Raw genomic sequence first — 22,380 nt, 5'->3', positions numbered from 1 at the left:
TTATGAGCCTGTACGATATAGACACCCCGTTCATACCGATCCACCGGCTGCCGGCCGCTCTGGTTGAAGCGTGTCTTGACCGTGACCTTGATCCGGAGAAACTGCTTCGCGGTACAGGATTGTTTATGGACGATGTCCAGCGCGGGGATCGACTACTACAGCCGGCTCACTGTTTCCGGTTGATTGACAACGCCTCGCGTTTAGGCCCCGCAGAGCTGCCCTTTCTGACCGGGCACCGGTTGTTCCCCGGTAACTATGGGCCCGCGGGCGCTGCCTGGACCAACGCCGCGAATCTTTTAGACGCACTGCGTATTCTCGAGCGCTTTGCCAGCACCCTCAGCCCGCTGTGGTGGCCCCGCCTGACAATGGAGGGGGGCGGGGCCCGTCTCTACTGGTCTAATGCCTGCGGCGGTGCGGCGAATGCCGAATTCCTGAATGCGCTGATGATGACCGCCGTTTCCTCTTTCTGCCAGTGGCTCGGTGAGCGCCCCTTTCCCTGGCACTACGCGGTGCCGGGCCGGGTGAAGCATCCCGAGCAATACGCCGTGCACTGGGGGCCGAACCTGCAGGAAAACAGCCGTTCGTGCTTTATGTGGATTGAGCGCGACAGCCTGCTCGCCCCCTGGCCCAGAAGCTCCGCCAGCGCCGCGGCTTCCGCCATTGCGCAAGCCACCCAAAACTCAAGCGGGGAGCTCAAGGGCTTCGTGGCCTACGTTGACCACCACCTAATGGAGACCATCGACCAGGCCCCCAGCATGGAAAAGTTGGCGATGCATCTGGGCGTGAGCACAGCGACACTGAAACGCCGCTTCAAGAAACATGACACCCATTTTCAGGCTCGCTACGACCAAGTACGCCAGCAGCTGGCCATCGACTGGCTGACCCGACAGGGCCTGTCAGTGGAGGAAGTAGCCCGCCGACTGCATTTTCACGATGGGCGCAACTTGCGCCGCGCCTTCAAACGCTGGACTGGCGTACTACCCAGTTCACTGCTCGGCACGGCGTGAGTTCAACGCAACTACCCTTTCCCATAGCTCATTCGTCCACTGCGCAAGCTCGTGCACGAATGGGTCCAACACCAGGCTGGGATCGAGACACCAACGATCAATGTCGGGGTGGCCCACGGCGGCATACTCCCAGTCAATCAGGTACAGCCGTTCGTCGGTTTCCAGAATGTTTTCCGGAATCAAGTCGTGATGGGTGAGTACCGGCCGCCACCCGGAGTGGTCAAACGCTACCAAACGCGGCCAGAATTCTTCCCAAGCCCGAGCCAAAACCGGGCCAACCATTCCGGCCACGTCCAACTGCTGCCAATAGTGATTGAGGTAATCCTGATAGCATCGGACGGGGGTCTCCGGTTCGAGTTGGTGCACCCGGGCCAGCATTTGCTGTAACCGGCGACGTTGATGGGGATTTTCCAGGTCCCTCGCGCTCCAGGTGCGAGCGCCAATATGCCGAAAAACGGTAAAACGGTAGTCCGGCGACCAATAGTCAGCGCCGGGCGTGATGTCCGCCGCCGCGACAGTATCCAGGATTCGTTGTTCATGTTCACGCCGGATACCCAGGGACTCCCCTTGGGGGTTGTTCAGCCGCAACAGCAGCTCGTAGGGCAACCCGGGGGCATGGAGTTGATAACTGAGATTGGTTCGCCCGCCCGGCACCGGGGCAATGACGCTGGGGCGGCCGTTCAGCCCCATGCACCAGTCCGGCCAGGTATCGAGCGCCTGCTCCAGCGCACCGGCCGACTCAGCCACGGGTTGCCTCCGTCTGCCCGACGCTCAAACCGCGATAGTCCCGGTACCAGTTAATCCAACCGAATACCGAAATCACGAGGTAGCTCATCAGAAGCAGTGCGGTGAGGTACATTTCCCTGTCGATCAGTACCACAATGGCGGTGCTGTTGATGACCATCCAGTAAGGCCAGTTCTCGAGCACTTTGCGCGCGACCATGAAGGTGGTGACTACCGCGGCCCAGGTAGTGAATGAGTCAACATAGGGCCAGGCGGCTTCGCTGAAGTACGTCAACCAGGTACCGCTGGCGGCACTCGCCAGCAGCACGCCGGCAATCACCAGCAGGTGCTTTTGCCAGGGCCAGGTTTGCACGGGCAGTTCGGTATCGCCTTCCCCGCCATGGCGCCACTGCCACCAGCCGTAGACGGCCATGGCCATGTAGTAGACGTTGAGGCCGGATTCCATGAGCAGGCTGACGTTCCAGTACAGCACGGTGTAGATGGCGGTGCTGGCGAAACCGCAGTACCAGCAAAGGGGGTTTTGCCGCACGGCAAGCAGAATGTAGGCGACGGCCAGAACCACCGCGACCAGTTCCCACCCGAGCCACTGGGACCAGGTGTTGGCGATTTGCTGGGTGACGTCGTTCATGTCAGTTGAGAGCTTCGTAGTTGGGCAGGAATTTGGTGACGAAGACGGCTTTGCCAAAATTTTCGTAACTGTATTTCAGTCCGTCTCGCAGTACGTCCATCACCCGGTCGTAGTCGCCAGTGATGATGGTGCAGGTGGGCACGGTCTGGATTTTGAGGCCCTCCTGTTGGTTGAGCCAGTCGATGAAGCCTTTGATGGGCGGGATATAATCGCCATTGAAAGGATACATGCTGATTTCTACGGAGAGTTTCATGGTGGTTGCCTCTCGACAAGAATAAAGTTTGGGGGCGGCCCGATCAGGTACATTCAACCGAGACACGCTGTAAATACGTCCCTGTAGCTCGACAAGACGAGTCCCGCGCTTGACGGTCTCGGTTGAATGTACCTGACCGTGCCTTCGCCGGCAGTATAAATGTTCGAATCGCGTGTCTCGCGCTCCACGGTCTTGGGGGAGTGTACCGGATCGACTCTTCGCCGAATGTTTTGTGGTTGCTCTCTCTTCACTATCAGAACATGTAGGGCATGGTAAGCGAAGCGCACCTGCCAATACCAAGGGGTGAGTTGCAGCAAACGGCGTTCAAATATCCTGCAGCCCAACCGGCGGGTGCGCTTCGCTTACCGCGCCCTACGGTATGCCCAAACGTGGTGCGAAGTAGTGGTCAGGTAGCTGGGGGCAAGACCGTGGAGCGCGGGACACGCGATTCGAGCCTACAGGGACGTATGTACGGCGTGTCTTGCCCCCAGCTACCTGACCACTACGCCCACTAAGCGCCGCCAAAACCACGCTAGAACCGCAACGTCAAATCCACCCCCACAACCCGGGGTTCACCGAACTGATAATAGGGCTCCGCCATATAACCATTGCGCGGATCGTTGCCGAAAGCGCCGAAGCCGCGTGTCTCGTACAGCTCATCCGTCAAATTGCGGCCCCAGAGTGCCACCTCCCACGAGTTCGCACGATAACCCAACCGGGCATTCAACAGCTCGTAAGAATCCGACTGTGCCTCGTGACGGCTGGAGAAGTAAAATGCATCTTTCCCCTCCACCTCAACACGCGCATACCAATGTTCGGTCAGGTTAAACATGGCGCCGATGGCGAATTGGTAACTGGGGGCGTGCGGCAAATCATGGCCGCTCAGGTCCACCGGCTCCCCTTCGTCCTCATTGGCGTCCACGTGGGCGAAACTCTGAAAATCATCGAACTCGCTATCGAGCAGACCGACGCTGGCAAACACTTCCGTCATCGCATTAAGCTGTGCGTTGGCTTCCAACTCAAGACCGGCGGCGCTACCTGCGGCGGCGTTGGTGGTGAAATCGATGAAGCTGCACGGACAGGTGTCGCCTTCCTCCGGCACCACGCGGGATTGTTTGGTCTGCACATCGTTCCGGTCCTGGTAGAACAAGGCGATGCGAGTTTGCAAAGCACCGTCGAAGCCCTCGCCTTTCCAACCCAGCTCGTAGTTCCATAACGTTTCCGTTGAAAACTCCCGGTCCTCGGCGGGCAGTGTCTGGCTGCTGTTAAAGCCGCCAGCCTTGAAGCCACGCGACGCCAGGCCATACCAGAGGTTATCGGCACTGTCCCGGTACTCCAGGGCCAGCTTGCCTCCCCACATATTTTCGGACGGGGAGAAAGACGCATTATCACTATCCGAATAGGTGGCGTCGCGGGTTTCGTAGCGCAGACCGGTGGTGAGGTTCCAGCGATCCGCGAGAGGAATATTCAACTGGCCGTATAGCGCTTGGCTTTCGGTGTCGAAGTCGCTCAGAAAATCGCTTTCCAGATAGGTGTACTCCCGGCGCAGGTCTTCGCTTTGGTCGCGGTAGTAAACACCGGTCACCCAGCCGAGTTCATCGGCCGCGTTGCTGGAGACCAAACGAAGGTCGAGGCTGGTGTTTTGGTTGTCCCGCAGGTAGTTGTCAAACGAGCTGTAGCCATCGTAAACGCACTCGAAATCCACGCACAGGCCTTCGTAGGCCCAATCCTCGTCGTAACCATATTCCAGGTCGGAACTGGCGTGGCTGAGCAAGCCGATCAGGTCGTAGGCGGCATTCGCCTCCCACTGCAGCCGCACGGAACCGGCCAGGGTTTCCTGGCGGTCGTGGCCGGGCTGGTCGGATAAGGTGGTGCGGGTGTTGTCCAGGGAAAAGCCGTCATAGCCATTGTCAACGTCCACATAGAGCCCGGTGAAATCCCAGGTCGTGTTCTCATTAGGCTGCCATTGCAGTTTGGCGCGAACGGTCTGCTCGTCGATGTTGGCATTGTCGTCGATGCCGAGGTAGGCGTTTTCCTGATAGCCGTCACTGGTGGTGGAGCCGACAGCAAAACGATAGCCCAGCGTCTCGGACACCGGGCCACTCCAGACCCCACTGGCGGTTTGAGTGTTGTATTCGGCCAGCCCCAGGGACGCCTCACCATAGAACTGTTCGGTGGGTTCGCCGGAGACCATATTGATCAATCCGGCCATGGCGTTGGCGCCGTAGAGCGTGCCCTGGGGCCCTCGCAGGATTTCGATCTGCTGAATATCGAGCGTGGTGGCCGCGCCACCGATACCGGTCATATCGATGCCGTCGACAATCAACCCGACTGAGGGGTTGATAGGCTCGACAAACTGGCTGCGCTCGCCGATGCCACGGATTTGAAAGAATCGGCCGCGCGAGGCGCCGGTGGAGAAATTGACGTTCGGTGCGGTGTTCAGCACCTGCTCCAGGTGCTGGGCGCTGCGCTGTTCGATGGTGCGCGCGTCAATCACGGTAGCACTGGTGGCAAAGTCAAACAGCTCGGCCTGGCGGAAGTCGGCGGTGACCAGGATCTCTTCGGTCACTTCCGGCAAAGCCGTCTGCGCGGGCGCTTGCGCCCATGCCGGAGTGTGTGCCAGAGCGCCGGCGGCCACAACAGCGGCGCTGAGCAGTGTTCGAGAAAAACGGTTCGTTTGAAGCGGGTTCATCGTTGAGTCTCCAATCTTTCAATCAGTGGAGACCCGGTATGCGAGCGGGAGTGTGTTGGAACCCTTATTGTTTTTGCCCCGATTGCTGTTCTTGGCCAATGGCGACCATGGGCGAGCCCGGGCGGGCGGTGCGGTTCCTATTCCTATCCCTACGCCGGCATTAACCGGATCAGGTTCAACGGGTCCACTCTAGTCGCCCAGAGTGTCTCAGGTTTATCACCTCCCCGAGGAGTGGCCCTAATTCTACTCCCTAAGCCGACGTTCACCAAGCCGCTTTTCCCCGCCAGGATGCTCTGGTGTACACTAACGCCACTAGCCCCTACAACCTCCCGTTCTCCAAAAAGAACGCTCAACGGAGCTCATCATGCGCAAGATTCGCTGGGGGGTGCTCAGCACCGCCAACATTGGTCGCACAAAAGTCATTCCCGCCATTCAGGCCTCCGAGCACGGTGAAGTCGTCGCCGTCGCCTCCCGCTCGGAAACCAACGCCCGGGCCTTCGCCGATGAGTTGGGGATTCCCACGGCCCACGGTAGCTACGAAGCCCTGCTCAATGACCCGAACATTGACGCCATCTACAACCCCCTGCCCAACCACTTGCATGTCCCCCTGACGGTTCAGGCAATGGAGGCCGGGAAACACGTGCTGTGCGAAAAGCCCATCAGTCTTAATGTCGACGACCTCCAGGCCCTGAAAAAGGCCGCCAAGGCCTACCCTGAGCAAAAGCTTATGGAAGCCTTTATGTACCGCTCCCACCCCCAGTGGTACCAGATCAAGGAGTGGCTGGATCGGGGGGACCTGGGCCAGGTGCGCACCTATAACGCCTTTTTCGCCTACAACAACCGCGAGGAGGAGAACATTCGCAACCTGCCCAGTATCGGGGGCGGGGGGCTGATGGACATCGGCTGCTACGGAATTTCCTCCGCTCGGTATGTTTACAACAGCGAACCGGTGCGAGTGGTGGGTAGCGTCCAGCCGCTGGCGGGGTATGAGGTGGACTGCCTGAGCTCGGCGATTATGGAGTTCCCCGATGGCACCGCGACCTTTACGGTGACCACCAAAACCGAGCCCACTCAGTGGGCCGAAATCCACGGGGAGAAAGGCATGGTCCGGCTGGAGAAGCCCTTTAACCCCGAGCCGGGCGATGAGAATCGGGTCACCCTGACCGTGAAGGGAGAGAAGCAAGTATTCACCTTCCCCAAGGAGAACCAATATCAACTTATGGTGGATGCCTTTGCCAAAAGCATTCAGGAGCAGACCGCCGTCCCCACACCCCTGTGGGATGCCGAGGCCAATATGCGCATTCTCGACGCCCTGTTCACCAGTTCGGATGAGAGCCGCTGGGTACATTTGGATTAATCGCGCTTTTACGATAACCGCCCTTTTACAGAGAGGTAAACCGTGCAGAAAATCGTTGTGGTCGGAGGTGGCGCCGGCGGGCTGGAACTCGCCACCAAGTTGGGACGCAAACTGGGGCGCAAGAAAAAAGCGCACATTACACTGATTGACCGCAATACCACTCACTTGTGGAAACCGCTGCTCCACGAGATTGCGGTGGGCACCATGGATGAGGGCAACGATGCGGTCAGCTATCGCGCCCACGCCTACGGCAACGGCTACCATTTCCGCATCGGCAGTATGATCGACATCGACCGGGACAAGCGCCAGGTGGTGCTCGCGCCGGTACTCGACGAAGAGGGAGTGGAGTTTATCCCTTCCACCCGTATTGACTACGACTACCTGGTAGTCGCCCTTGGCTCCACGTCCAACGACTTTGGGACCGAGGGCGTGGCAGAGCATTGCATTTTTCTGGACAGTGCCCGGCAAGCCCACCGCTTTCGCAACAAACTGCTCAACCGCTTCCTGCGCATTCAGCGCGTGCCCGAGGAACCGGATGAAGTGCGCACTGCCATCGTAGGCGGCGGGGCCACGGGGGTGGAATTGTCCGCGGAGCTGCATCATGCGGTAAAGGAGTTTCATCACTATGGTTTTGATGCGATTACCAATGAGCATTTGCATGTAACGCTTCTGGAGGCCGGCGATCGTATTCTACCGGCCCTGCCGGAACGCATCTCCGCGGCGGCAACCCGGGAGCTGACCAATATTGGAGTGAAGGTGCGCACCCAGACGATGGTAACCTCGGCCGACCCCAATGGCCTACACACCAAGGACGGAGACGTTGTTGAGGCGGATTTAATGGTCTGGGCGGCGGGCATTAAAGTACCGGACTTTATGGCGGATATCGGCGGCCTGGAGACCAACCGCATCAATCAGCTCAAGGTGAATGAGAAGCTGCAGACCACGCGGGATGAGCACATTTTTGCGATGGGCGATTGCGCCGAGTTTGTTCAGGAGGATGGCAAGCGGGTGCCACCAAGAGCTCAGTCCGCCCACCAGATGGCGGACACCTGTTATGACAATCTTGTGGCGTCGCTCAATGGTAAGCCATTGAAAACATACCATTACCACGATCACGGTTCGTTAATTTCGTTGGCCAATTATTCCACTGTGGGCAGTTTGATGGGTAACCTGACACGGGGCAGTTTGTTTATTGAGGGGCGGATGGCCCGTTTGGTGTATATCTCGCTGTATCGCATTCATCAGGTGGCGGTGCATGGTTTGATCAAGACTGGGTTGTTGATGTTTGCAGGTAGAATCAATCGGTGGTTGCGGCCTCGCCTGAAGCTCCACTGATGTGTGGTTGGGGCGTCGCGTCCGGTTCGAGGTGGGGTAGACCTTTCCAAGACACGCCGTAAACCCATCCATGGGGGCTCGAATCGCGGGTCCCCCGCTCCACGGTCTTGGAAAGGTCTACCCCACCCCGAACCTAAGTGCCTCAACGCCCACGAGTGAACGAACCCTCAAGTCTTAACGTGGCACTGAGGGACGGGAAGGGGACACCCTTTCAAGACCGTAAGCGGCGGGATTCCGCGAGGCGAGCCTACAGGGATGTATTTACGGCGTGTCTTGAAAGGGTGTCCCCTTCCCGGCCCGGACTTGAACCATCCCCCCGAAACCCTCTACTGTTCTCGCCTAGGCAACGCCAAAGCAATCACTGCCGCCAGCCCCAAGAACACCGTCGAAATCCAAAGGCACGCCACCAAACCCGCCACTTGGTACACCCAGCCGGAAAGCACCGTCCCCACCAAACGCCCCATGGCGTTGGCCATGTAATAAAAGCCCACGTCCAAAGAAACACCATCCTCCTTGGCATAACTCACAATCAGATAACTGTGCAGAGAAGAATTCACCGCAAACAACACACCGAACAACATCAACCCGCCCAACAAACTCCACTGAGGGGCGATGCTACCCATCAAGGCCAACGCAATCGCCGCGGGGATAAGAGTCAGCCCCAGCGCCCAACCAAAAGCGGTTCGCCCATCGGGCAGAGCGCCGTTACTTCGTCCCGTGATGCGGGGCGCTACCGACTGGACCGCGCCGTAGCCGATCACCCACAGCGCCAGAAAACCCCCGACCTGCCAGTGGTTCCAATCAAACTGACTGGCGAGAAACACCGGAAGCGCGACCACAAACCACACATCCCGCGCGCCAAATAAGAACAGGCGCGCGGCGGAAAGCACGTTGACGGCGGCGCTTTTGGAAAAAATCTCGGAAAACTTGGGCTTGCTTTTGGCCCGGCCCAGGTCTTTTTTCAGAAATATCAGGCTGGCGACCCAAACAAACAGCAGGGCCAGCGCCATCGCGCCCACGGCACCGGTAAAACCCAAACTCATTAGCAGAGCGCCACCGAGGAAGAAGCCCGCCCCTTTGAGGGCATTTTTTGAACCGGTTAGCAGGGCGACCCACCGATAGAGTCCACCGCTCTGGCCATCGGGCACCAACAACTTGATCGAGCTCTTGGCGCTCATCTTGTTCAGGTCTTTGGCTATGCCGGACAGTGCCTGGGCGGCCATGACCCAGGGGACGGCGAGCATGGCCGCCGGAACCAGCAGCATGGACAGTGCCACCACCTGCAGGATCAGCCCGATGTTCATGGTGCGATTAAGCCCCAGCCGAGCGCCGAGCCAGCCGCCCACCAGGTTGGTAATGACCCCGAAAATTTCGTAGAAAAGAAACAGCATGGCAATCGCCAGGGGGCTGTAGCCCAGCTGGTGAAAGTGCAGCACCACCAGCATCCGCAGGGCGCCGTCGGTCAGGGTAAACGCCCAATAGTTGCCAGTGATCAGCAGGTACTGGCGAATGGCCGGGGACAGCTGCGCCAGCATGCTTAGGCCTTTTGATCCTTGAAGCCCACCAAGCGGGCGAGTTCGGCGGTTCTGTTGGCGTAACCCCACTCGTTGTCGTACCAGGCATAGATTTTCACCTGTGTGCCGTCAATCACCAGTGTCGACAGGGCATCGATAATGCTTGAGCGCGGGTCGGTCTTGTAATCCACCGACACCAGTGGGCGCTCCTCGTATCCGAGAATGCCTGGCATATCAGAGGTAGCCTGTTTAAAGAGCTCATTCACCTGATCCCGATCGGTGGGCTTTTCCACCTCAAACACGCAGTCGGTCAAAGAAGCGTTGGCCAGGGGGACACGCACGGCATGGCCGTTCAAACGCCCTTTCAGTTCGGGGAAGATTTCCGTAATGGCTTTGGCCGACCCGGTCGTGGTGGGGATCAGGCTCATACTGCTGGCCCGAGCCCGGCGCAAGTCTTTGTGCGGTTGGTCCAGGATGCTTTGGGTGTTGGTGATGTCATGGAGGGTGGTCATGGAGCCGTGCTTAATTCCCAGCTCCCGATGAATCACTTTCACCACCGGCGCCAGACAATTGGTGGTACAGGAGGCGGCGGTCACGATTCGATGCCGGTCGGGGTCATATTGGTCTTCGTTCACCCCGAGCACCACATTGAGCACATCCTCGGCTTTAACCGGCGCCGTGACCACTACCCGCTTGACGCCTTGGTCCAGGTAAGCCTGCAACAGCTCCCGGTCCCGCATTTTACCGGACGCTTCAATCACCACATCGCAACCGGACCAATCGGTCTCGCCAATGGCGCGATTGCCGGTCACCGCCACCGTGCGTTTACCAATGTGAATGGTATCCCCCGCAGCTTCGGCTTGATGCCGCCAACGGCCGTGCACGGAGTCAAAGTTGAGCAGATGGGCCAGGGTTTCGGGGTCGCCGGCCGGGTCGTTGATCTGGACAAACTCAATCTTCGACCAGTCCCACCCGGCGCGTAACGCCAAACGCCCCATTCGGCCAAAGCCGTTAATGCCGATTTTTATCATCATGCCTCGCTCCTCACATCAATACTTCAAGAAAACCAGTGGCGGGTCCGGTTGGCAAAGGTCACCAGAGATAACATCACCGGCACTTCCACCAACACCCCCACGACCGTCGCCAAGGCCGCGCCGGACTGCATACCGAATAGAGAAATCGCCACGGCCACCGCCAGCTCAAAAAAATTAGAGGTCCCAATCAGGCACGCCGGAGCGGCGACCTCGTGCGGCAACCGCAACCGGCGCGCCATCCAGTAGGCCAACATAAAAATGCCATAGGACTGAATCAATAACGGAATGGCGATCAATACAATCGCCAAGGGATTATTCAGAATTTCCGGTGCCTGGAGCCCAAACAGCAGCACCACGGTGGCAAGCAGACCGAGAATAGCCGCGGGCTTTATTCTGTGCAGAAAATCGCCGAGTGCGGGTTCGCCTCCACGCGTGAGCAACCAGTGCCGGGTGAACGCACCGGCAATAAGGGGTAGTACCACGTACAGGACCACGGATAGCACCAGGGTTTCCCAAGGCACGGTTATGTTGGTCATGCCCAACAGAAACGCGGCCAGGGGCGCAAAGGCAAACACCAGAATCACATCGTTGATGGACACCTGGACCAACGTGTAGTTTGGGTCACCCTTGGTCAGCTGGCTCCAGATAAATACCATGGCCGTGCAGGGCGCCACCCCCAGAAGAATCATGCCCGCAATATATTCATTGGCGGACTGGGGATCGACCCAGCCGGCAAAAAAGATTCGGAAAAACAGCCAGCCCAGGGCCGCCATGGTAAAGGGTTTGATTAACCAGTTGACCACCAGGGTCAGCACCAGCCCCTTCGGTCGCCGGCCCACTTCTTTGATGGAGGAAAGGTCCACCTGTACCATCATGGGGTAGATCATCAACCAGATGAACACCGCCACCACCAGGTTCACCTGGGCATACTGCCATTGGGACAGCTGATTAAACAGCGCCGGATTTAAGGTGCCAAATAACACCCCGGCGCCGATGGCCAAGGCAACCCAAATTGATAAATACCGCTCAAATAAGCCCATTGACGCTCCTACTTCCGTGCCGCTCAGGCACAACACTCATTGCGACGGTCGGGGCGGTCCCCCATATCACGAAGAGCCCGCTCTGTGACCTCCAGGTAGCCGGAGTTGGCATGGCCGGCCTCGGTGACTACTTTCCTTGCCCAGGCAGGCAGGTCCGGATGAAGCCGGTAGAAGACCCATTGGCCCTGGCGCCGGCCCAGCACCAGCCCCTCCCGACGTAACCGAGCCAAATGGCGGGAAATCATGGGCTGACTCAGACCCAGGGCGGCCATTAGTTCGCACACGCAAAGCTCACCTTCCCGCTCAATCAACAGCAGGGATTTCAAACGGGTGTCATCGGCCAGGGCCTTGAAAAAGGTCAGCGGGGTCATGGCAGCCTCCTGGAACATATGCTTTTCATCATATATGATTTTCCATATATATAAAACTCCAAAAAGAAAACCGGCCGCCCTTTCGAGCAGCCGGTGGATCGGCGCGTTTATCGTTTATTGGCAGGCGGCGGTGGGCTATCGGGGATAGTGCAACACCGCGACATAGCGCATCTTCTCAGGCTTGCCGTTGGTCAAGCCGGGAATAAAGCGGGAGGCTTCGAGCGCCTTTTCCACGGCGTTGGCGTCCCGGCGGTACTCGCTATGGCCCTCCAGGCTACGAGCAGAGGTCACTCGACCACTGTCATTCACCCAGGCCAGTACGCGGGTCAGTTCACCCTCGTCGCTGAAAAAGGGTTGGCCCTCGCTCCAGTCGTTTCTGCGATACAAGGCATACCAGTTGCGGCTGTCCAGCCGTTCCTGGGGGGCATGGTACTGGTGGCCGAAATCCCCCTGCATATGGCCCAGGTTGGGCAACAACATAATGGGAGGCTGGCCGTCCAGATCCGCGTAAATAACCCGAAAAACCATCCGCACGGGCACGGGCTCGCCATCGATCTGAGCAGCCGTAAACTGTCGGCCGGCCATGGCCTGCTCCACTTGGTCGCGAAGGTCCCTGAAACCCTCGCGCTCGTAGCACGAGACATTGCGGGTCAAGCCATCGGTTCCCACATCGGTCTGGCAGTAGACGGCGGCCACGGGGGCGGCGTCGGTCAGGACGGGGGGCGCCACAGCGGCTTCCAAATAGCTCAGAGTGTCGGCTCCGAAGCCGGCGGGTTGGTATTGTTCGGCTGCGACACTGCCCACTGAACCCAGGCCCAGCGCGATCAGGGCGCTGACTACGACTTTTTTCATGCTCTTATCCTCTTTCATTAGGCACTTTGCGGGTATTATTAAGGCCTACAATGCTCGAAGGCCCAACGGACGGCGCGAATCCGAGATCCTATGCCCCAAAGAGTAGCACTGCCCCTACCAGAGTTTTGTTAAGTTATTGTGACAATTCTGAAATTTTTGGTCATTTTCCAAAAAAAAGCCGCCCGGAGGGCGGCACAAGCAGCAGAAAGGCTTCTAAAGCACTTTAGAAGCGGTACTGAACACTCAAACTGATGTCCTGGCCTCGTTCCTGACTGTAGATCACAACATCATCCGCCGAGGAACGCTCCCGAGTAATCTCCAAATCCTCGTCCAATAAGTTGCTGGCCTTGAACTTCACAGTGAAGTTGTCGGTGGGGTAGAAGGAGTACGTCAGGTTCAGGGAGTGGAACGGCTGCTCGTAACTGTCCGAAACACCGTTACGGCCCGCGAAAAACAGACGTTCGCTAAACGAGTTGTAGGCGATGGTGGCCGAGTGCATGCCATCCGGCGAGTCGTAACCGAGGATCAGGTTACTGACCACGTCAGAGGCCCCCTGCAGCGGACGGACCTGATTGGTCGGGGCGTCGGCATTGTTTCCGGCGACCAGTTCCTGATCCATAAAGGTGAAGTTACCCTGTAGGAAAAAGGGGTCCAGGACTGAGGACACATCACCCAGGCTCTTCAGGAACTCGACTTCCAGACCGTAAAGCTCGGCACTCTCAGCATTGTGGATTTCCGCCCTGATATTGTCATCCGCCGCGCCCCCCTCGAACTGCTCGATGGGATCCACGATGTCTTTATAGAACAAAGACAGGGTGAAGTTATCACCGCCGGAGAAGAACCACTCCGCGCGCAGGTCGACGTTATCGATTTGCGAGGGCACCACGTCCGGATTACCGTTCACTGCGATGTCAGTGATCGGGTCGAAATAACTGGATTCAGAAATCTCCCGCAAGTCGGGGCGAACGGTGGTCTCCGCAAAACTGGCGCGCAGCTGGAAGTCCTCTGCCCAGAAATCCTGCAGCATCCAGGTCAGTGCCACCGAATTGTAGACATCGTCTTCGGCATAGGTCACGGTCTGGAAGTAATCTGCAATCTTCTCGGCGTCATTGCCATCCAGGCCCGGAAACTGGCTACCTTCGTAAGTCATCGGCTCCCAGGGCATATTGAGCTGCTGATAGTCTTCCCAGCGGCTTCCGATCACCAGGCGCCAAGTGTAATCCCAGGTGACATCCAACTGCCCAAAGGCCGCGTTTACTTTGTTCGCCGCGACGTAGCTGTTGGCGTTGCCCTGGTTGGTGCTGATTTGAAAGTCATTACCCGCATTCAGGAGATTGTCATCCCGAAGCACGCCTCCCAGCGGACCTTCCAGCAACGGATCGGTGGCACCGATGGACGTTGACCCAAGATAGAACTCCAACTGGCGATAGGTGCGAGACTTCTGCCAGTAGTCGGTTCCACCGGAGAGTTTGACTTCCCAGTCGTCCCACTCAAAGGGCATGGTCACCTTGACCCCATTGCTGTCGACATAGTCCCGCAGATCGGAAAAACGGTAAGTGACAGCGGAGCCGGCGGCACTGAGAGAAGAGCTGATCACTTCACCCGTTTCAGGGTTGGATCGCGTATTGCTGAGCGCGTTAACTTCGTTCGGCAGGTCAGTGCTCGCTTCGCTTTCAGAGACGTACCACTCGACACTCAACCCACGCAGGAACTCCAGACTTTGGTCCAGGCCGAGCGTCTCCAGGGTGTCCCAACCCAGCTCGTGTTCGCCCCGTATCTGGTTGACCTTCAGCTCGCGCTGCTCGAAACGCAGCTCTGTGTTGCGAAATCCCTGCCCTTCGCTGAGCAGTTTGTTCGCATTAAAGTAGTCCTTGACCGAGACCTCATCGTCCGTATTGCGCAACCAGAGGCTGGTGGTATCGATACGGTTTTCCGAGTTCAAGCGAAGCCCGAACCCGAGGTTTCCGCTAATATCCACGGACTGGACCGTTTCGTCTTCAAAAACGACTTGGTTTTCAGGATCACCCACACGACGTTGGGTGACGTTACGATTACGCCACTCTTTATCATAAGCCGCGCCGGCCAAGAACCCGAACTCCATATCATTGGGCAGATAGAAGGTGTTGCCCAAATTCATTTCGGCTTTGAGGTCCGGATCTTCATCGGTCTCGTACACCGTGATGTCCCGGTTCAGTTCGGTCGCCAACTCCCGGTTGACGGCTTTGGCTTCCGCGAGGGAGTCCACCCCTCCCAGGGTACGGATACTATTTGCACTGAACTCGCCCCGGTACTGATCCAGCGCCCGATCCAGTCGCGAGGATAGCGCCCGAGAGCCGTCATCGGTACCGAACTTGTCGTCGGACCCACCGTTATAGGTCAACAACTCCTCATTGGCGGTATTGATTCCCGTTCCGAGCTCAAAGGAAAACAGGGGGCCATCTGGAACGCCGGTCGTACGGATATCGACACTACCGCCCCCGAACGCTGCAGGTTTGTCCGCCGAGGGAACCTTCTGTACCGCGAGGGATTCCACGATGGAGGTCGGAATAATATCCATCGGCAGCACGTTGCGCGACAAATCCGGCGAAGGAACCATGGCACCGTTCAGGGTGGTGCTGGAGTACCGCTCACCCAAGCCGCGAACAAAAACGAATTTATCATCCACCAGCGTCACACCCGGGACACGAGTGAGCGCCAAGGCCACGGTGGAGTCGCCAATACGACTGATCTGGTCTGAACCCAGCAAGTCGGTGGCGACGGGCGCATCTTGCCGCTCTGCTGCCAGACTCTCGGCACCGCTTTGCAAACGCCCACCTGTAACCAATAGCTCTTCCATCACCGGTGGTGCCGTTACCGGCGGATCGCTTGGCATGGAGCTATCGCCTTGATCGTCTTGCGCGTATGCCGGCGCACTGATCATCACGCTGAGCAGGCTTACCTTGAAGCCGGCGCGCACCATTTGATTTGAGAAAAATTTGCTGTTCATCAGAACCGCCCTATCTAGTGAAGCTTTAACGAGCCGTCTAGCAAAAAGGGCGCCGTAAGGCGCCCTTTCGTTACGGCAATCGAGTCTTTGCGCGTATTAGTTCAGGGCTTACTCGGCCGCTTCGAACCATAGCGGTTGAGCACGATTGTCTGGGTGCAGGCCGTAAGTCCAACCAGCCGTCCAGTCGTCGTTTGCAGTTACACCGCCAACGAAGTCTGAATCAACCGGAGTAACCTGCGCGGCGTTACCGTTGACCACCATGTCGCCCAGGGGCAAGGAGTAGAAACCATCCAGAATGGCCAGGTTAACGTCAGTTTCGTCAGCCGTCGGGTCTTCACCCGCCGCGTCGGTCTCCATCACCGCGTTGTTCGCTTCCAGGAATGCCTGCACAGTGCTGCCGCCGGGCAGAGAGCCACCGTTGGTCAAAGTCGGGCAGGCGATGATGGATTCTTCGATCACCAGGTCTCCATCTTCCGCGGCTTGAAGGCCTTCAGCCGACTCCAGACGGACGCAGTAGTTGTTCTCACCCTGTTCAGGCATGTAGGCAGTGGTCAGGATAGAGTTGCGGATGGTGGGGAAGTGCGCTTCCCGGATACGCCAGCCATGGCCTTCGGCATGGGTGCCTTCAGCGCTCGGAGAAACGATACAGGTCAGATTGTTAATGGTGGCACGAGAGTTCAACTGAGCATCGACAATAGGAGTAATTTCATCCGCTTCGTAATCTGAATAGCGACCGATACCGTCTGACTCAATGCAATGGTCGCCATCAGCTTCGCTCTGGATAACCAGCGCGTAGTTAATGGTGCCACGGTAACCTTCATCAATATCGATGGAGTCATCACGGACGTACACACCGACATAGTGATCCACATCGACCGCGCCACCAAAGAACTCGATGCCGTCGTCATAGGTGGAGTAAACCTGAAGATAGCTCACTTCGGTGCCCGAACCGACGGCGTTAAAGGAAATGCCGTTGAGCTCGTTCCCGGGAGATACCTGAGCCCCGGTATGCTTGACCATGAAATAATTCAGAACACCAGAGTTGTCTTCGTTATTGTCACCACCAAAGAACGTCTGGCCCGCACCGGCTTTACCTTCCGCCTCAATGTGACAGTCGCTGGTTTCCAGGTTGTCATCGGCGAAGCTACCGGTATAAGAACACTTGTTGGTCACACCGAAGCCATTGATGATCATGCCGCCCCACTGCTGAACCTCTTCAGGCCCAACGGTACCTTCGATGTCGGTGGTAGAGGTCACAACAACCGGCTCGTCCGCGGTGCCCTCGGCGAAAATCTGAGAGCCGCGGTTGATCACGAAGTAGTCATCGGGGGAACGGAAGGCCAGAATGGTGCCGGCCTCAAGACGCAGTACAGAGCCGTCACCACCCTGGGTAATGCCTGCGGCCTCCATATCGGCATCGTTGCCGTAGCCCTGACCAATCATCAGACTGTCATTAAAGATATGAGCACCGTCATTCGACAAGTCACCGAAAACCAGCTCCTGGTCAGCAGTATAAGGCTTGGCCAGGCCGACAAAGTCGGTGCCGTAAACGCAGTTGGGCGCATCATAGGAACCCTGGAAGGTCTCGCCATCCTGCTCATAGGAAGCACAGGGGTTATCGCCGGTCCGACCCCCACCGCCACTGGTGTTATTGTTGCTGTTGTCCCCCACCGAATTGTCGGTATTGGACTGGTTGCGGGCATCGACTTCGATATCACCGCCGCCACAGGCCGCCAGAACGGCGGTCAAGGCGGTAACGCTGACAAGGTTCACAAGTTTCATAGGTTGAGCACTCCTAGTGGATCGCTTTTTTGGAAAACGGTGAGTACCAACCTGGGTCGGCACTCCGCATTCGGTCCCGAGCGGGGGGCGCCAAGGCGCCCTTTTCCCCTCTCTGTGTGGCGCCTATGTTCAACAAGATTTATGAATCTTGGGCGACAGTCCTATGAAGCTTTTATGACGAAACACAGAGGAGATCCGACCCTATTGACCCAAAGGCCACAGTGGTTAGCGGGCGTTAACCCACCGATAAAGAAGGTAAAGGGGCGGTCAATCCATGGTCTTTTGGGGACAAGGCAGGCAGAATGGCCGAAGATACAATAACGACATAAAGACGCCGCAACCACATGATAAAACTCGACAACCTGCATAAGTACTACGGCTCCGGCGCGCAGCGGCTGCACGTACTCAATGGCATCGACCTTCACATTCGAGAGGGCGAGCTGGTCTCCATCATGGGCTCCTCGGGCTCGGGCAAATCCACCCTGCTCAATATCCTCGGGCTGCTGGACCGCTACGACGAGGGCCGCTACGCCCTGGCCGGTCAGCCAATGGAGCATCTGAGCGAAAAGCAGGCGGCCCAATACCGGAACCGGATGATCGGCTTTGTCTTCCAGTCCTTTAATCTATTGCCTTTCAAGAACGCCCTGGAGAATGTCTCGTTGCCCCTGTATTACCAGGGCATGAACCGCAGGGCCCGCAACGAGCAGGCCAAGCACTACCTGGAGCAGGTGGGGTTGGTCGACCGGATGACCCATATGCCCAATGAACTCTCCGGGGGCCAGAAGCAGCGAGTGGCCATTGCCCGGGCCCTGGTGACCCGCCCGAAGGTAATTCTTGCCGACGAGCCCACCGGGGCGCTGGACAGTGTCACCACCGGGGAGGTCATGGAGCTGTTGCACGGCATTCATGGCCAGGGCAATACCTTGGTCATCGTAACCCACGAGCCGGAGATTGCCGCCCAGACCCAGCGCCAAATTACCCTGAGAGACGGGCGAATTGTCACGGCCTCCCGCGGGGAGCCCGCCTGAGATGATCGACGGGCTGCAGGAGATCCTCTACACCATGCGCCGCAACAAGCTGCGCACGGCCCTTACGGCGTTTGGTGTTTTCTGGGGCATTTTTATGCTGGTGCTGCTGCTCGGGGCCGGCCGGGGCATGCAGAACGGCATGGAGCGGCGGTTTATGAACGACATGAGTGACACGATATGGGTGCACGCCGGCAAAACCTCCATCCCCTACCAAGGCCTGGGAACCGAGCGCCAGATTACCTTGACCCAAGAAGACATGCGCGCGATTGAACGGCAAGTACCCGGCGTGCGCTTTCTTTCCAGTGAAACGCCCCTGGGCGCCTTTCGCCAGGCCAGCGCCAACATTGTTGTGGGAGACCGTTCCGGGGCCTTTGATGTGATTGGGGTGGCCGATGAGTATTTTGATATCAAAGCCAACATCGACTTTCCCGGGGGCCGCAAGCTGCATTTACTCGATGCCGAAGAGCAGCGCAAAGTCGCTGTGATCGGCACCACCGTCCAAGAATCCCTATTTCCTCCCGGCCTATCGCCTCTAGGACAGGACATTCGAATTAACCGCGTGACCTTCACCGTAGTCGGCGTTTTTTATGACAGCGGTCGGGAAGGCCGGATGTCCGAGCGCATTTACCTGCCACGCAGTGCGTTTGGCCAAACCTTTGGTGGTGGCGAACGAGTGTCGGTTATTGCCTTGCGCCCGGATCCCTCGGTGGATAGCTATGCGCTTGAGGAGCGGGTGAAGGAGCTGCTACAGCGGCGCCATCAGGTGGCCCCGGAGGACCGCCAGGCCATTCGTCTGCACAATATGGCAAGGCAAGCCGAGCACTTTAATCAGGTATTTGCCGGGCTGAACGCCTTCCTATGGTTTGTCGGCCTGGGGACGCTGACGGCAGGGATCGTCGGCGTAAGCAATATCATGATCATCACCGTCAAGGAGCGCACCCGCGAAATTGGCGTGCGCAAGGCTTTGGGGGCCCGGCCCTCGGGCATTGTCGGCGGCCTGCTGATGGAGTCCGTGCTAATTACCAGCATCGCCGGTTACACGGGGCTGGTGCTCGGAGTGGGGTTATTGGAGCTGGTGAGCTACGGGCTCAATGCGCTCAATGTGCAACTGGATTTTTTCGCTCAGCCGGAAGTCGACTTTCAGTTGGCGTTGACGGCGCTCGGCCTACTGGTGGGCGTGGGCGCGCTGGCGGGGTTGGCACCCGCACTAAAAGCGGCGGCCATATCGCCGGTCGAAGCCATGCGCGCCGATTAGACTAAAGGAAGCGGGACCTGAATGTTCGATCTGGAAAAGTGGCAGGAGATCATTGCCACCCTCAAACAGCACAAGCTACGCACCGGCCTCACGGCGTTCGGGGTCTTTTGGGGCATTTTCATGCTGGTGGTACTACTCGGTGCCGGCCGCGGCCTGGAGAACGGCATGACCGGCAACTTTGGCCAAGTTACCAACTCGGTGTTCCTCTGGTCCGCACGCCCCACCCAAATTCCCTATGCTGGCCTGCCCAAGGGCCGGCGCATCACCCTAAAGCCCGCCGACGCCGAACTGATCCGCGCGCGCATGGCGGACGAAGTGGACATCGTGGCCGGATTCAACCGGCTCGGCGGCTGGGGCAACGAGCAGTACATCGCCCGGAACGACAACAGCGGGACCTTCACCGTGCGCGGCTCTCACCCCGGCATGGCCCACCTGCATTCGCTGGATGTGGAGGGACGTTTTATCAATGAGCGGGATCACCGGGAGAAGCGCAAAATCGCCATCATCGGCCGAGGCGTGCAAGAGGTATTGTTCGCCCCCCGGGAAGACCCCATCGGAAAGAACATCAGCATCCATGGAATCAACTTCCTGGTTGTGGGCACTTTCACCTCCCTCTCCACCGGCGACAACGCCGCCAACGAAGAAGAGGCCATTTTTATTCCCAACCGCACGCTTCGCTACGCCTTTAACCAGGTGGGCTGGATCGGCAACCTGACCATCGTGCCGAAATCCGGCCACCACGCTTCCGATGTGGAAGAGCGGGTAAAGGCCCTGCTGCGCGATTACCACCGGGTACACCCGGATGACCGCGCCGTGTTCGGCAGCTGGAATATGCAGGCCTTTTACGATCGTATCCAGAGCCTGTTTACCGGGATAAGAGCCTTCAGCTGGCTGGTTGCCATCGGCACCATTCTGGCCGGCGCCATCGGGGTGGGCAATATCATGTTGATTGTGGTCAAGGAGCGCACTCGGGAAATCGGGCTGCGCAAGGCACTGGGCGCGACACCGCTTTCCATCGTGAGCATGATTGTGCTGGAGGCGCTGGTGATTACCGCCTTCTCCGGTTACCTGGGCCTGGTGGCGGGGGTGCTGACCCTGGAGGCAGCCAGCGCCTATTTACCGGGGGCCGGAACCTTCAGTCGCCCGGAGATCGATTTTTCCACAGCGATAATTGCCATTGTCGTTCTGATTTTGTCCGGCCTTCTCGCCGCACTCTTGCCGGCGGCCAAAGCCGCCGGGGTCGACCCCATTACCGCACTTCAGGACGAGTAGATGCATTCACTGACATTACTGACTAAAAACGAATACCCTCGCAAGGAGAACCCATGAAAAAACTGCTCTCAATCGGCACGCTGATCCTGCTGCTGGGGCTGTTTATCGGCACCACTTGGTTTTTATACCAAAAGTCCCAGGAGGCCCCGGTGGTTTACGAAACGGACGCCCCGTTCCGCACGGATATCGTCAATAAAACCGTGGCGATAGGCACCATCGTGCCCCGGCGGGAAATCAATATTAAATCCCAGGTCTCCGGAGTGGTCGATGAGCTGTATCTCGACGGTGGCGAGCGCATTGAGGAGGGCGAGCTGATCGCGCTGATCAAGCTGATTCCCGACATGGAGCACCTCAATCAGGCCCGCTCCCAGCTGGAAAGCGCCCGCATCAACTTGCGCAACGCCCAGCGGGAGCTGGAGCGCCAGCAAAGCCTGTTCGAGCGCAATTTGATCTCGGAATCCAGTTACCATCAGTTTCTCTTGGAGTACGAGCTCCGCCAGGAGGCCGTGGCCTCGGCCGAGAACAATGTGTCGCTGATCACCGAGGGCGCCACCACCTCCGCCGACCAGACATCCAACCGGGTGCGGGCGACCTCAGACGGCATGGTGCTGGATGTGCCGGTGAAGGAGGGGGTATTTGTGATTGAGTCGAACACCTTCAATGAAGGCACCACCATCGCGATCATCGCGGACATGACGGACCTGATTTTCGAGGGCAAGGTGGATGAATCCGAGGTGGGCAAGTTGCGCGAGGGCATGGAGCTGGTGCTGAACATCGGCGCCCTGGAGGGCGAAACCTTTCCCGCCACCTTGGAATACATTTCTCCGAAAGGGCTTGAGGAGAACGGGACGATCAATTTCGAAATCCGGGCGGCGATCGCTTTGGAGGAAGGCGATTTCCTGCGGGCCGGGTACAGCGCGAACGCCGATATCATTCTGGATGAGAAGCAGGATGTACTGGCCATCAACGAGGGCAACCTTCTCTTTGAGGAGGGTGGCACCTTCGTGGAGGTTGAGGTCGGGGAGCAGCAGTTTGAGAAGCAGCCGGTTGAGACGGGCATTTCAGACGGCATCAATATCGAAATCGTGGAAGGGCTTGGCTTGGACGACAAGATCAAGCGACAGTAACCTTTAGCCAACCTTTAGCCGTTCAGCCCGGCCCGCATCGGCATTCTTGACAGCGCTCGATCGGCTGCCTAGGATGCCAATCCGTTATGAATAACAGAGCCAG

18 protein-coding genes and 1 riboswitch are annotated in these 22,380 nt (G+C 58.2%); of the genes, 7 read left to right on the top strand and 11 right to left on the bottom strand.

Translation table 11 applies throughout. The features are described 5' to 3' along the window. Positions 1–2 precede the first annotated feature (2 nt). Positions 3–1,007 (top strand): AraC family transcriptional regulator, encoded by a 1,005-nt coding sequence (locus AAE514_RS08640; RefSeq protein WP_347331127.1) that lies wholly within the window; start codon positions 3–5, stop codon positions 1,005–1,007. On the opposite strand, the gene AAE514_RS08635 is transcribed toward AAE514_RS08640, so the two are convergent. The 4 genes from AAE514_RS08635 to AAE514_RS08620 form a co-directional block, all read right to left on the bottom strand. Beyond that, complete coding sequence (locus tag AAE514_RS08635) at positions 987–1,754, bottom strand: phosphotransferase (protein WP_347331126.1); 768 nt, start codon at positions 1,752–1,754, stop codon at positions 987–989. The two genes, AAE514_RS08640 and AAE514_RS08635, sit on opposite strands and share 21 nt — an antisense overlap. After that, complete coding sequence (gene pnuC / locus AAE514_RS08630) at positions 1,747–2,379, bottom strand: nicotinamide riboside transporter PnuC (protein WP_347331125.1); 633 nt, start codon at positions 2,377–2,379, stop codon at positions 1,747–1,749. Before pnuC ends, AAE514_RS08635 begins: the two co-directional genes overlap by 8 nt. Position 2,380: 1 nt before the next feature. Further along, positions 2,381–2,632, bottom strand: a complete 252-nt coding sequence (locus tag AAE514_RS08625; RefSeq protein ID WP_347331124.1) for a YkoF family thiamine/hydroxymethylpyrimidine-binding protein — start codon at positions 2,630–2,632, stop codon at positions 2,381–2,383. A 532-nt stretch (positions 2,633–3,164) separates the two neighbouring features. Continuing rightward, on the bottom strand, positions 3,165–5,324 hold the full coding sequence (locus AAE514_RS08620) for a TonB-dependent receptor (RefSeq protein WP_347331123.1): 2,160 nt from the start codon (positions 5,322–5,324) through the stop codon (positions 3,165–3,167). 128 nt (positions 5,325–5,452) lie between these two features. Further along, positions 5,453–5,561: riboswitch (TPP riboswitch) on the bottom strand. 127 nt (positions 5,562–5,688) lie between these two features. Here AAE514_RS08620 and AAE514_RS08615 point away from each other — a divergent pair. Both AAE514_RS08615 and AAE514_RS08610 read left to right on the top strand, forming a co-directional pair. Further along, the gene (locus AAE514_RS08615) at positions 5,689–6,681 is read left to right on the top strand and encodes a Gfo/Idh/MocA family protein (RefSeq protein WP_347331122.1); all 993 of its coding nucleotides are present in this window, start codon (positions 5,689–5,691) and stop codon (positions 6,679–6,681) included. Between the two features lie 42 nt (positions 6,682–6,723). Next, positions 6,724–8,016 (top strand): NAD(P)/FAD-dependent oxidoreductase, encoded by a 1,293-nt coding sequence (locus AAE514_RS08610; protein WP_347331121.1) that lies wholly within the window; start codon positions 6,724–6,726, stop codon positions 8,014–8,016. A gap of 326 nt (positions 8,017–8,342) precedes the next feature. On the opposite strand, the gene arsJ is transcribed toward AAE514_RS08610, so the two are convergent. The 7 genes from arsJ to AAE514_RS08575 all read right to left on the bottom strand — a co-directional run bounded on the left by arsJ (position 8,343) and on the right by AAE514_RS08575 (position 17,595). Then, positions 8,343–9,551, bottom strand: a complete 1,209-nt coding sequence (arsJ, locus tag AAE514_RS08605; protein ID WP_347331120.1) for an organoarsenical effux MFS transporter ArsJ — start codon at positions 9,549–9,551, stop codon at positions 8,343–8,345. A gap of 2 nt (positions 9,552–9,553) precedes the next feature. After that, on the bottom strand, positions 9,554–10,564 hold the full coding sequence (locus AAE514_RS08600) for an ArsJ-associated glyceraldehyde-3-phosphate dehydrogenase (protein WP_347331119.1): 1,011 nt from the start codon (positions 10,562–10,564) through the stop codon (positions 9,554–9,556). A 23-nt stretch (positions 10,565–10,587) separates the two neighbouring features. Beyond that, a complete protein-coding gene (gene arsB, locus AAE514_RS08595; protein ID WP_347331118.1) occupies positions 10,588–11,604 on the bottom strand; it encodes an ACR3 family arsenite efflux transporter in 1,017 nt (338 codons plus the stop codon). Between the two features lie 23 nt (positions 11,605–11,627). Then, positions 11,628–11,975, bottom strand: coding sequence for a metalloregulator ArsR/SmtB family transcription factor (locus tag AAE514_RS08590; protein WP_347331117.1), 348 nt, complete (start codon positions 11,973–11,975; stop codon positions 11,628–11,630). Positions 11,976–12,110: 135 nt separating this feature from the next. Next, positions 12,111–12,827, bottom strand: a complete 717-nt coding sequence (locus AAE514_RS08585) for an energy transducer TonB (protein ID WP_347331116.1) — start codon at positions 12,825–12,827, stop codon at positions 12,111–12,113. A 223-nt stretch (positions 12,828–13,050) separates the two neighbouring features. Beyond that, on the bottom strand, positions 13,051–15,813 hold the full coding sequence (locus AAE514_RS08580; RefSeq protein ID WP_347331115.1) for a TonB-dependent receptor domain-containing protein: 2,763 nt from the start codon (positions 15,811–15,813) through the stop codon (positions 13,051–13,053). Between the two features lie 108 nt (positions 15,814–15,921). Continuing rightward, complete coding sequence (locus AAE514_RS08575) at positions 15,922–17,595, bottom strand: serine/threonine protein kinase (RefSeq protein WP_347331114.1); 1,674 nt, start codon at positions 17,593–17,595, stop codon at positions 15,922–15,924. 344 nt (positions 17,596–17,939) lie between these two features. On the opposite strand from AAE514_RS08575, the gene AAE514_RS08570 reads away from it, so the two are divergent. From AAE514_RS08570 to AAE514_RS08555, 4 genes are read left to right on the top strand one after another with little or no spacing between them, the layout of a single operon-like run. After that, on the top strand, positions 17,940–18,623 hold the full coding sequence (locus AAE514_RS08570) for an ABC transporter ATP-binding protein (RefSeq protein WP_347331113.1): 684 nt from the start codon (positions 17,940–17,942) through the stop codon (positions 18,621–18,623). 1 nt (position 18,624) lies between these two features. Next, complete coding sequence (locus AAE514_RS08565) at positions 18,625–19,878, top strand: ABC transporter permease (protein ID WP_347331112.1); 1,254 nt, start codon at positions 18,625–18,627, stop codon at positions 19,876–19,878. A 21-nt stretch (positions 19,879–19,899) separates the two neighbouring features. Then, positions 19,900–21,150, top strand: coding sequence for an ABC transporter permease (locus AAE514_RS08560; protein ID WP_347331111.1), 1,251 nt, complete (start codon positions 19,900–19,902; stop codon positions 21,148–21,150). 53 nt (positions 21,151–21,203) lie between these two features. Next, positions 21,204–22,277 (top strand): efflux RND transporter periplasmic adaptor subunit, encoded by a 1,074-nt coding sequence (locus AAE514_RS08555; RefSeq protein ID WP_347331110.1) that lies wholly within the window; start codon positions 21,204–21,206, stop codon positions 22,275–22,277. Positions 22,278–22,380: the final 103 nt, after the last annotated feature.

Origin of the sequence: Marinimicrobium locisalis, from assembly GCF_039822625.1 — a bacterium.
Lineage (GTDB): Bacteria > Pseudomonadota > Gammaproteobacteria > Pseudomonadales > Cellvibrionaceae > Marinimicrobium > Marinimicrobium locisalis.
The sequence above is the reverse complement of the archived record's forward strand: the minus strand, read 5'-3'. Positions and strand labels throughout refer to the sequence as shown.

Coding starts and splice junctions, on each gene's coding strand:
- AAE514_RS08640 (WP_347331127.1), top strand. CDS start 3: ATGAGCCTGTACGATATAGACACCCCGTTCATACCGATCCACCGGCTG.
- pnuC (WP_347331125.1), bottom strand. CDS start 2,379: ATGAACGACGTCACCCAGCAAATCGCCAACACCTGGTCCCAGTGGCTC.
- AAE514_RS08625 (WP_347331124.1), bottom strand. CDS start 2,632: ATGAAACTCTCCGTAGAAATCAGCATGTATCCTTTCAATGGCGATTAT.
- AAE514_RS08620 (WP_347331123.1), bottom strand. CDS start 5,324: ATGAACCCGCTTCAAACGAACCGTTTTTCTCGAACACTGCTCAGCGCC.
- AAE514_RS08615 (WP_347331122.1), top strand. CDS start 5,689: ATGCGCAAGATTCGCTGGGGGGTGCTCAGCACCGCCAACATTGGTCGC.
- arsJ (WP_347331120.1), bottom strand. CDS start 9,551: ATGCTGGCGCAGCTGTCCCCGGCCATTCGCCAGTACCTGCTGATCACT.
- AAE514_RS08600 (WP_347331119.1), bottom strand. CDS start 10,564: ATGATGATAAAAATCGGCATTAACGGCTTTGGCCGAATGGGGCGTTTG.
- arsB (WP_347331118.1), bottom strand. CDS start 11,604: ATGGGCTTATTTGAGCGGTATTTATCAATTTGGGTTGCCTTGGCCATC.
- AAE514_RS08590 (WP_347331117.1), bottom strand. CDS start 11,975: ATGACCCCGCTGACCTTTTTCAAGGCCCTGGCCGATGACACCCGTTTG.
- AAE514_RS08585 (WP_347331116.1), bottom strand. CDS start 12,827: ATGAAAAAAGTCGTAGTCAGCGCCCTGATCGCGCTGGGCCTGGGTTCA.
- AAE514_RS08580 (WP_347331115.1), bottom strand. CDS start 15,813: ATGAACAGCAAATTTTTCTCAAATCAAATGGTGCGCGCCGGCTTCAAG.
- AAE514_RS08575 (WP_347331114.1), bottom strand. CDS start 17,595: ATGAAACTTGTGAACCTTGTCAGCGTTACCGCCTTGACCGCCGTTCTG.
- AAE514_RS08570 (WP_347331113.1), top strand. CDS start 17,940: ATGATAAAACTCGACAACCTGCATAAGTACTACGGCTCCGGCGCGCAG.
- AAE514_RS08565 (WP_347331112.1), top strand. CDS start 18,625: ATGATCGACGGGCTGCAGGAGATCCTCTACACCATGCGCCGCAACAAG.
- AAE514_RS08560 (WP_347331111.1), top strand. CDS start 19,900: ATGTTCGATCTGGAAAAGTGGCAGGAGATCATTGCCACCCTCAAACAG.
- AAE514_RS08555 (WP_347331110.1), top strand. CDS start 21,204: ATGAAAAAACTGCTCTCAATCGGCACGCTGATCCTGCTGCTGGGGCTG.